A 9,732-nucleotide genomic window follows, 5' to 3' on the forward strand; every position below is an offset into this window, starting at 1 on the left:
CAGCACAGCAGACCCCACCGACCGGCGGTAACGCTACAAATCCATACGATCACATAGCGACATCACAGGCATATGCTCGCGGAACGCACTCTCAGTACCTGCGAACCGCCGACGGTTCATCGCTGCGGCCGAAGCTGGCCGACTGTCACCCCACAAACCGCCTCCAACGCCACTCGACGCGATTTCGACGGCGGACCGCTTCCTTGAGGGCCTGGCGGCGGCAAGGTCATTCCACGATCACATCTTCGGCCGGCTCGTTCCGGCAGATACCCGCGTCGCGGATATCCTCAAGGCCGCCAACATCGGCCACCGCTATCTGGCTAAGCGAAGCGATCTCCGGCCCGCGCACTGGGTGAGCCGACGTGACCCATCTTCACCACTGTATGAACCCAGCCAGATCAACGCACGGCACATCCTCGAAGCGATGGCGCGCGAGTACGAGCTTGACACCATCAGGCATCACGGCGTGCCAGCGGAAGCGACTGCCCAATGGGAGAGACGGATGCTAGCCGGGGTCTACCGTCCAGTCGTGGAGCTACTGCGGGATGCGGGACTACAGTCGATCCCTGCCCGGAACCTGTGCGCTGCAGCCCTGTGCGGACGACTCGATCCGGCGACCGTCGCGGTCGACGCCGGACCGCTCGTCATCGAAGACGAGTTGCCGTGGTTCCGGTTCGATCGGCTCCTCAGTACCTTCAAACGCGACGGCTTCGCACCGGATGACCTATGCAGTCGAGCAGGCACCAAGCGGCTCTGCGTCGCGGCTGGCGTGACGCCGCCGGAGGAGGTGATCCGGGCCGCAGCAGACCAGCCACTGCTTGGCGGCGGCGCGAACTGGGACCCGCTGAACCGATCTGGCCTCGCGTCAGACGATGTCTCTCCCGCAGCGACGCTTAGGTGGGTCGAGGACGCGCGCATGGACCTCCCCAGGTGGTTCCGCCGTTCGTTCCTTGCCCAAGCCGCCGCAGAGGGGACGGGGCAACTGGTATCGCCCGACCTCCCCCACGCACCCGTCCTCTACGACGACGCGGTGACGATTACGCCGCAGTCGGCGACCGATGACCGTGGTGTCGTCCGGGAGCTCGCACGGTGGTGCGCGAGGCTCCAGGCCGAGTACGCGCTTGCCTTCATCCAGGGTCATCCCGTCACCAGTCCCTCAACCATGGAGCGAAAGGTCCGCGTCGGCCTGGAGCTCGTCGGCTTTGAGGCCAGTTCTGCCAGGGAAATAGCATGCCGGCTGTTCCTTGGTGGCTTTCACGGGGCTGATGCTCCGAGCCTCGTGGGCCTCTGCGTGCCCGACATCATCCTGAAGTCACTGACTTTCATCCGCGACGAGTAGCCGGCCGCCTGAGCTTAGGAGCGGGCAGGCAGCAGCCTCGGCAACTGCCTGTAGGTGGTGGGCTCAGTGCTCGCCGGCTATTTCCTTGGCCTCGCTGGCGGCCTCGACGCCCTGGTCCCCGTCCGCCTCGGCGTCGGCGTCGGCGCCGTTGGCAATCTCGGCAGCAACCTCGAAGACGTGCTCGACGACCCGGCCCAGTGCCCTGAGCGCGGGACCAAGTTCGGCGAGGAGTGCGGCGCAGTCGCCGTCGAAGTCCTCGAAGGCCAGCGCCTCGGGGTCGAGCAGGGCGACCAGGGCGTCGGCGTCAGTCGCGATCCGTGCTGCCAGCGCCTGGGCGGTGGCAGGTGTAGGGGGTCGTGGTCATGTGGACGGGGCAATGGCTGAGTCAGGGTGGGGGCCGGCCGCCAACAACCGCCTCCTGACCGACCGGGCCGAGCAGGCCGAGCAGCGCCTGGCCGCCACCGCCGCGCAGCTGCAGCAGTGCGTCCGCCCCACTTGCTACGCCGCACTGGACGTCCTCGAGAAGACGACGAGCGCGTGCAGGGGTACGGCATTCCCAGCGCACCGGCCTTTCGCTGGTGGTATCGCAAATTGGACCTGCGAGTGGCGCACACCGACGGTGATCCACTCTCCGGAGTAGGTGTCGCCCAGGGCGGGGACCGGGATGGGTACTGTCAACCTTGACGGTCCTGTGGGCATTCATCACCTCGTCGTGGGCAGGTTGAACGGTGCCCGATCGCGCAGTCGGCGTGCTGGTCCGGTGCCTCGGCTGCGCATCGACCGCAGGTGTCGCGGCTGGACGGCTCTGACCTTCTGGTGCCGCAGTGATCCTGCCGTCGTGCGGGTCTCGCGCTGTTTGGGCGGCAAGACCGGTCGCCGGGATTATGCGCGAAGCGGGAGGGGGCATGAGCGATCCTGAGCGGAGCGCTGGGGCTGACCAAACACCGGCTCCGGATCTGTCCACTGACCTGCGCGTTGTGGGGAAGTTCCGCCGCGAGCAGCTTCGGGGACGTCCTGACGTCCTACGGACCGAGCTTTGGCAGAGGCCGCGAACGTGTCGCCCAGCACGGTCGGCGGTTGGCTACGTGCAGATCGTCGGCCAAGAAGGCTCGATGAACTCCTGCTGGTCATCGAGCTAATCAGGGCCGAGGCGCTCGCGAGCGACTTGTTGATCGGGCCGGTGGCCGAGTTGCTGGCCGAGTCGCGTTGGCGCGCCTCCTTCGCCGCCGAATATCGACGTCCGGCTGAGGCCAATCGACAGGCAGCTGCACATGCCCGAGTGGCGGCAGTACAGGAGAAGCAAGAGCAGGTCGCGCGCTGGCAAGGCTTGGCGGACCGGCCACGCCCTGTCACGGAATGGACGGCGGAGCAGTTGGGCGTGCACAACGCCATCAACGGCGACGCCGCTCCCGCTCGCGGGCAAGATTTTACGCTGCCTGCCTATGTGCGCCGCCCCCATGATGATCGGCTGCACGGGTATCTAGCGGATCTGGTGGCTTCTAAGCGGACCGCGCTGGTGGTGATACGCGGCACCTCCTGCACCGGCAAGACACGCACTGCCTACGAAGCCGTGCGCGCCAAGCTGTCCACGTGGAACTTGGTCTTTCCCAAGAGCGCCAAGAACCTGCTGGCGATGCTGACCGCTGAGGTGCTCGGGCCACGCACCGTGGTGTGGCTGAACGAGGCCCAGAACTTGTTGTCCGACGCGAGCGCAGAGGAAGCAGCAGCTGCACTACGCACTCGCCTGGAAGGCGACGGCCCTGCCCTCATCATCGCCACCTTGTGGACGGTTTACCACGATGAACTCACTGCCACCCCTGCTCCCAGCGCCGCGGGCCGTGATCCCCACCCGAACGCGCGCGCTCTGCTGGCTCAAGCCCGCCTCTTCCCGCTGCCCGACGCCTTTACTCCCGACGAGCTCGCTACCTTGACCACCAGCACCGACCCGTCCCTGCGCGCTGTGGCACGGTTGCCTATCAACCAGGTCACCCAGATCCTGGCGGCCAGCCCGGACTTGGTTGACCACTACGAACATGCCTCCCCACCCCACGGTCCGTACGGCCAGGCCCTCATCAGCGTGGCGATGGACGCCCACCGTCTGGGCGTTACCACCCCGCTGCCACTGACCTTCTTGGAGCAGGCCGCCCCCGGCTACCTGACCGATGACCAGCGAGCCAGTGCTACCTCCGACTGGCTGACAGGCGCCCTGGACTACGCTCGCACCAAGGTCAAGGACGTCGTTGCTGCCCTGCAGCAGGTGCCTCGATCCACGGGCATGGGCGCCGAGCCCGACCTCTTTCGCCTGGCTGACTACCTGCAACAACACACCCGCGCCACCCGGCGCCTACTCTGTCCGCGAGCGGCTTTCTGGGACACCGCCGCCTGCTCTCTGCCCCCTCATCATCAGCGCACGCTGGCCGAAGCGGCCGAGAGGCGCGGCCGCTTCGGCCACGCCGCCGCTCTCTACCGCTCGGCCGCTGAAGCTGGGGACATCGATGCGCTGCTGCGCCTGGCTCGGCTGCGTGAGCAGGCCGGAGACGAGGACGGCGCGGAGCAACTGGCTCGCCAGGCCGCCGATGCCCGATACCTGGAGGATCTCGCCGGGCAGCGCGAGCGGGCTGGGAACCCGGGCAAGGCCGAACAGTTGTATCGGGACGCCGCTGCCGCCGGAAGCGCGTGGGCGCTGGAGGCGTTGGCACGGCTGCGCACGCAAGCTGGGGATCCGGCCGAAGCCGAACGCCTGCGCCAGGAAGCGGACCAAGCCAAAGATGCCCAAATGTGGAAGATCTTTGAGTCGACGCATCAGGAGGCCAGGAACCGGACGGAGGCTGAACGCAAGCGCCCGGCGGCCAGCGACGCCGAACGTGCCAGTGGACTACGGGGGTGGGCCGGTGTTCTTGCGCGGGCTGGGGAGCTGGATTGGGCCGAAGCCTTGTACCGGGACGCTGGCGAGCTCGGCAACATGTACGCGCTGGTAGAGCTGGGCCTACTCCGCGAGGAGGCCGGCGATCTGACCGAGGCCCGGCGCCACTATGCGAGGGCCGCTAAAGCCGGGAGCACCTGGGCGCTGCAGGAACTGTCACGACTGTGTGAGGCAGGCGGAGACCACGAAGAGGCCGAACGCCTGGCCCGCGCGGCCGCCGACGCCGGCGACACCGACGCGCTGGTAGAACTGGCCAGGGCTCGAGAGCGGGCCGGGGACCAGGTGAAGGCCGAAGACCTAGCCCGCGCGGCCGCCGACGCCGGCGACACTGAAATGCTGGTAGAGCTGGCCGAGCTCCGTGGGGAGGCCGGGGATCTAGCCAAGGAAAAAGACCTGTATCAAGCCGTCGTTGACGCTGGTGACCTGAGCGCGCTCATCGTCCTGGCTTCGCTTCGAGAAGACGAAGACGACGAAGCTGCGGCTGAGGGCCTGTATCGGGCGGCTATCGACGGCGGCGTTCGAAGCGCGCTACCAGCGCTAGCCCGCCTATTGCAACGCACTGGCCGTGCCGAGAAGGCCAACGATCTTCTGCGGTTCGGGATGGAAGCCGATGGCCGGATCGCTGACCAGCTCTACGAAGAACTGGAGGCCGCGAGGCAAGAACAGATCCTCGTCCGGAGCGAGGCTGCGGTAAGTGGAGGTGCCGCGATGTCGACGCGCCTAGAGTCGCTCAAGGGACAAGTCGACTTCGGGGTCATCACCATCCGGGAGGACGAGTTTGAAGCGGTCCTCGATCGCTTCAAACCCAACCTGCATGAGGCGGGAAGGCAAAGGTATGAGCTGGGAACGACCGCTGCCAAAAACGGTAGCGAATACACCTTCGCAGCCGTACGTACCGCGGACCAGGGACAGGGACACGCCCAGAAGTCCGCGCACGACCTGATCCACGATTTGCAACCGCGCTGGCTGATGGTCATCGGCATTGCTGGCGCAGTTCCGTCAGCGGACTTCACACTCGGAGACGTAGTTTGTGCCATACGCGTGCACGACTTCTGCGTGCGCGCGGTATTGGAGGGAGCACCAGACGCTTACAGCATTGGTGGCGGATCGATGCATCAGCAGATCCAACAGTATCTGGCCAACCTGCCTGCATGGGTCCGGCGGCTCGGCGACTGGAACGCTCCCGCCTCACTCGGGCTGGAAAAGCCCCACCTTGAGGTGCCGGGCCCGAGTTCTAACAAGTACTACGGGGGAAGGGAATGGCGAAAGAAGGTGCGGAGCGTACTCCTGCAGCACTTTCCCCCAGGGCTGCCGCCCCGTCCCCCGCTCGCCACTTCCCGGCCGATAGCGACCAGCGATGCACTGGTCAAGTCAACCGAACTGCTCCAACAATGGCTTGAATCAGCACGGGCGACGGCAGCCGTGGAGATGGAGCTCGGTGGGATCTTTCTGGCGGCTCGACAACACGACCGCGAATACCCGATCCTCGCCATCCGGGGAATCAGCGACATCGTCGGCTTCAAACGCGAAGAGCGTTGGACGAAGTACGCCTGTACTACCGCCGCTGCTTTCGCCCACGCCTTGGTGCGTTCTGGCGAGGCTTTCTCACCACGCTCCTCATAGAAGGAGTCTCCTTCATCGCCAACCCCTGGGGCCCGCAACCGTCCTGTCGGGACAGGTCCGTGTCTAAACAAGATCAGCCACGGACCACGGCTGTTCGCGCTGTCCGTCAGCGTCGATTCCCCAGCGCAGCAGGTCGTCCAACTTCTCCTCGGTACGTATGTTGTCGCGCAGTCGCACCCACCGCACCTACGCTCCCTGACCGCCGGCTGCTGCTGCGTAGCGGACGCTGGCCAGGCGATGAGTGATCAGCACGACGGTGCGGCCGTCGGCGTGCGTGCGCAGGCCCTCGAATGCGGCGTGCTCGGCGTGGGCGTCGAGGGCGGCGGTGGGTCGTCGCAGATGAGTAGATCGGCGTCGCGGTGGAAGCCGCGGGACGGCGATGCGCTGCCATTGGCCGCCGGACAGCTCGCAGCCGTCTTTGAAGCGGCGGTCCAGCAGGGTCCGGTAGCCGTGGGCGCAGGCCGGCGATGACGTCGTCGGCGCCGGCGATCGCGGCGGCCGCGTGGAGGGCGGGTTCGCCTTTGTCAGCGCCCATGGTGCTATGACTGTCGGTGCTACCCGAGACGCCCGATCGCGTGGTGCTCACCGGTGAGCCGCCAGACACCACTTGCATCCCGGCCGGCGGCCGCTTCCACGCCCGCTGCCACTGGCGTCGGGGCCCTCGGCAGGGTCAGTTCGGCGGATATGTGAGGGCTTCCGAAAGGCAATACGTTGACAGCTCCGCCGCCTCGAAGGTCGTAGAAACAGGACGAGCTACTGACACGCTTACGACACGGTATGTGCGTCCGGCATGGCCTCGGACAGCACAAGGCGTACGCTCACGGCATCGGCTGGGCTGGAGCCCGCAGGTCCCCCAGCGCCGCGCCGCAGAACGTGACGAAGAGGCGATCGCCACCTGGGTGAAGGAAACCTGGCCGCTGGCGGAACAACGGCGCGGGACCAGGACGCATGGATCTGCTTGCCGATGAGGCAGGACAATCGCTGAGGCCGCCCAAGGCCCGTACCTGGTCCCGCCGTGGACGCACCCCGACCGTCACCGTCTCGGGCAAGGGCTCCGGGCGCGTCAACCTGGCCGGGCTGGTCTGCCTCAAGCCGGGTCAGCGGACTCGGCTGATCTACCGCATGATGATCTACCGGCGTCGTAAGAACGAACGCAAAGGGTTCAACGAGAGCGACTACGCTCGCCTGCTGGACGCCGCCCACCAGCAGTTCGGCGGGCCGATCGTGCTGATCTGGGACACCGTCAACACCCACGTCGACGCCCGGATGCGCAGCCTGATCGACACGCGCCCGTGGCTGACGGTGTTCCACCTGCCGACCTACGCGCCCGAACTCAATCCCGTGGAAACCGTGTGGTCGCACCTCAAACGCGGCCTGGGCAACCTGGTCCCCTGCACCCTCGACGACCTCGCCGCGATCATCCGCAGCCGACTCAAGCAAATGCAGTACCGTCCCGACCTGTTAGATGCCTTCCTGGCACACACTGCCTGATCACGAACCCGAGATCGACATGACACCCCGAACTTTCATCCTCTGTAGCGGGTGTTCGACTCGATCCGGATGGAACCGTCGTACAAGGGCAGGACGGCTTTGGCGGACAGCCGCTCCACCTTGCCGACGCGCCCACTCTTCGAGCGAGCTCATTGAGCGCCTCGCGTTGCGCAGGGCGGGCGTGCTCCAGCGCCAGCCGGTGCTCGGCCATCGCATCATCCAGCGCTTGCTGCAGCAGTTACCGATTGCGCGGGACCTTAAGGGCTACTCCGCCTCGTCAACACTTTCAGTTGACGGTTCAAACGTAGACTGCCAGGGGCCGATCGCCTCTATCGCCTCTTCCTTTCCAGGCCATGGCGGCATAGTGATGCCAATAATGTGCAGTGGTTCACTGCTGTCATTCTTGAACTGAAATGCGGTTCCTGTCGGAATGGTGAGGGACAAGTTTGGCTCAAGAACCATCTCACTGGCGATTCCATCAAGCTCGCGCCAGATTACGCCATGGCCAGCAACGACGAACCAAGTTTCCTCGACTGTCCGGTGACGTATGGCGCGAGATACAGCACCAGGCAGGAGCTCGAAATGCGCCATACCGCCATGCTCGCCATCACATAGGAACCGCACATTAGCGCCATCGGGCGCCTTCCTATCCGCGCGTTCAGACAACCTTTTTTCCTGCAAAGATGCGCTCACATCTAGTCCTTTGTAGCAGTGATCCGACCGGATTTTCCGGCTACAGCATAAAGGTGCCCTGCCCCGGGAAATGAGCGTCTAGCTCGAACGTGTCGCGCACGGCATGGGCAACGGTCCCTACGAGGCGAGCACGCTGATCGCCGCATCACACTAAGCGTCGCATACGCCATTCAGGAAGCTGGTTAGAACCCTAACTCTTTCCTTCTCGCTTGGTGCTGTCTGATAAGTCATCTCAAGGCGCGCCCCGTCGGATCGGACGACGACAAACCCGGGAACTGATGCCTGGATGATTGCATTTGGCAACTCCGGCTTCTGGCCTTCGTCCCCTGTCTTGACCTTCCGGGGCCACCTGGTGATCCATGCGGCCAGCACTGTGGCAAGAGCCGGGATGACAACCTGAGAGAGCACAAGGATTACCTCGACCACCTCATGGGGACGTGCGCTGTCGGTCTCTCCCCACGACCTCACCGGAACTCCCAAATCGTCTGCCAGGCTGTGCAGAAGTTGCGAGCGTTGCTTTGCGTACTCCACAGTAAGCGAGGACTCCCAGACCTCGGATTCATGTCGCGCGACGGCGAGCGTGATCTGGCCTTTGGCCGGTGCGGGAAACGACTCTTGCAAGCGATTGAGAGTTATTGACATGGAACACGGTCCTTGGATCGTTTAATGCCGAGGCGTCAAGAGGTAGCACTCTGGTCAGCTAGGTCGCCAATCGGTGTCGCCATAAGGAACTCGCAGAGTGTGCACGTTGCGTGGATGTCAGCATTGACTACATGTCCGCTTGCATGGCGATGTAACATGCGGAATGTTCAATTAACGGTATTATCATAGGCGCTGAAAATCAGCCTCAAGCATCTTGGCTCTTGATCCCTCGACCGCCTCGTGGCGACACCTTCGATCTTTTGCTACCGGGAGGGGGAAAGGGGGGAGAAGCCCCCACCCTGCACGTTCCGCCCCTGGTGATCACGGCACCTGATCACGGCAGCCAGGAGGGGCGCGATGAGCCAGCATCGAGCTACCGGCACCAGCGCAGGCACAGCCTGGACGGGGCTCACCAGCTCCTGGACTGGTCGAACTTCCAGCACTGGGATGACGGCGATCGCCGGCCCTGTCCACTGTGTGGCCAACCGACGTTCCTGTTCACCGAGCACAACCAGCCCTGCCACAAGGTGGCGCGGAGGCCGAGCTCCTCACGATGCCAGCCAGGCAACCCCGGTACGTCCTGGTCACCGGGTCGCGCACCTGGACCCGACGTCCAAAGCGTGCGATGGATGGAACCAGCACCACGAGCGCGCCACCCCGGCGCCCTGACGGCGGCCGACGTTCCCCGTGGAGGCGTATGCCAGCCCACAAGCCTGGCACGCATGGGCGAGCTGCCTCTGACCCACTTTCGGGTAACGGCGCGTCCCGCCTCTCGCTTAGGGATCGCGGGGCGGCATGAAGGTGCCGTTTCGAGTAGTGAATGGCAAGGACAGCCCAAACATCCGATCTGGTCCGGCGCGTCTTTGGTGCAGCACCGAAAAGGCATGAGATGTTTCGCCTGTTGGTCTGTTCGATCAGTGATCCGACCTGAGAGTGCGTTCCGCGAGCATATGCCTGTGATGTCGCTATGTGATCGTATGGATTTGTAGCGTTACCGCCGGTCGGTGGGGTCTGCTGTGCT

The 9,732-nt window shown here is 64.9% G+C and carries 8 protein-coding genes and 1 pseudogene; 7 read left to right on the plus strand and 2 right to left on the minus strand.

Translation table 11 applies throughout. The annotated features are described in order from the left end of the window. Nucleotides 1-424 precede the first annotated feature (424 nt). The 7 genes and pseudogenes from AB0C27_RS56010 to AB0C27_RS56040 all read left to right on the plus strand — a co-directional run bounded on the left by AB0C27_RS56010 (nucleotide 425) and on the right by AB0C27_RS56040 (nucleotide 7,376). Nucleotides 425-1,339: a hypothetical protein gene (locus tag AB0C27_RS56010; protein ID WP_357863589.1), complete on the plus strand. Its 915-nt coding sequence runs from the start codon at nucleotides 425-427 to the stop codon at nucleotides 1,337-1,339. 66 nt (nucleotides 1,340-1,405) lie between these two features. After that, nucleotides 1,406-1,723, plus strand: a complete 318-nt coding sequence (locus tag AB0C27_RS56015; RefSeq protein ID WP_357863592.1) for a hypothetical protein — start codon at nucleotides 1,406-1,408, stop codon at nucleotides 1,721-1,723. Between the two features lie 652 nt (nucleotides 1,724-2,375). Next, nucleotides 2,376-5,885 carry a hypothetical protein gene (locus AB0C27_RS56020; protein WP_357863593.1) on the plus strand — a complete coding sequence of 1,170 codons (3,510 nt, stop codon included), beginning with the start codon at nucleotides 2,376-2,378 and terminating at the stop codon, nucleotides 5,883-5,885. A 237-nt stretch (nucleotides 5,886-6,122) separates the two neighbouring features. Further along, complete coding sequence (locus tag AB0C27_RS56025; protein ID WP_357863596.1) at nucleotides 6,123-6,356, plus strand: hypothetical protein; 234 nt, start codon at nucleotides 6,123-6,125, stop codon at nucleotides 6,354-6,356. 74 nt (nucleotides 6,357-6,430) lie between these two features. Next, nucleotides 6,431-6,529, plus strand: a pseudogene (locus AB0C27_RS56030) (ABC transporter ATP-binding protein); the annotation flags it as partial. Between the two features lie 135 nt (nucleotides 6,530-6,664). Then, nucleotides 6,665-6,853, plus strand: coding sequence for a winged helix-turn-helix domain-containing protein (locus AB0C27_RS56035; protein ID WP_357863598.1), 189 nt, complete (start codon nucleotides 6,665-6,667; stop codon nucleotides 6,851-6,853). Beyond that, nucleotides 6,834-7,376 carry a transposase gene (locus tag AB0C27_RS56040; protein ID WP_357863601.1) on the plus strand — a complete coding sequence of 181 codons (543 nt, stop codon included), beginning with the start codon at nucleotides 6,834-6,836 and terminating at the stop codon, nucleotides 7,374-7,376. The genes AB0C27_RS56035 and AB0C27_RS56040 overlap by 20 nt, the downstream gene beginning before the upstream one ends. A 264-nt stretch (nucleotides 7,377-7,640) precedes the next feature. Here AB0C27_RS56040 and AB0C27_RS56045 read toward each other — a convergent pair whose 3' ends face one another. Both AB0C27_RS56045 and AB0C27_RS56050 read right to left on the minus strand, forming a co-directional pair. After that, nucleotides 7,641-8,069, minus strand: coding sequence for a cupin domain-containing protein (locus AB0C27_RS56045; RefSeq protein WP_357863603.1), 429 nt, complete (start codon nucleotides 8,067-8,069; stop codon nucleotides 7,641-7,643). A 150-nt stretch (nucleotides 8,070-8,219) separates the two neighbouring features. Further along, nucleotides 8,220-8,711, minus strand: coding sequence for a hypothetical protein (locus AB0C27_RS56050; protein WP_357863605.1), 492 nt, complete (start codon nucleotides 8,709-8,711; stop codon nucleotides 8,220-8,222). Nucleotides 8,712-9,732 lie beyond the last annotated feature (1,021 nt).

The sequence above is a fragment of the Nonomuraea sp. NPDC048882 genome (assembly GCF_040649755.1).
Taxonomy (GTDB): domain Bacteria; phylum Actinomycetota; class Actinomycetes; order Streptosporangiales; family Streptosporangiaceae; genus Nonomuraea; species Nonomuraea maheshkhaliensis.

Bases quoted from the DNA above. Each gene is read 5' to 3' on its own strand.
- AB0C27_RS56040 (WP_357863601.1), top strand. From the start codon at position 6,834: ATGGATCTGCTTGCCGATGAGGCAGGACAATCGCTGAGGCCGCCCAAG.
- AB0C27_RS56050 (WP_357863605.1), bottom strand. From the start codon at position 8,711: ATGTCAATAACTCTCAATCGCTTGCAAGAGTCGTTTCCCGCACCGGCC.
- AB0C27_RS56010 (WP_357863589.1), top strand. From the start codon at position 425: ATGGCGCGCGAGTACGAGCTTGACACCATCAGGCATCACGGCGTGCCA.
- AB0C27_RS56025 (WP_357863596.1), top strand. From the start codon at position 6,123: ATGAGTGATCAGCACGACGGTGCGGCCGTCGGCGTGCGTGCGCAGGCC.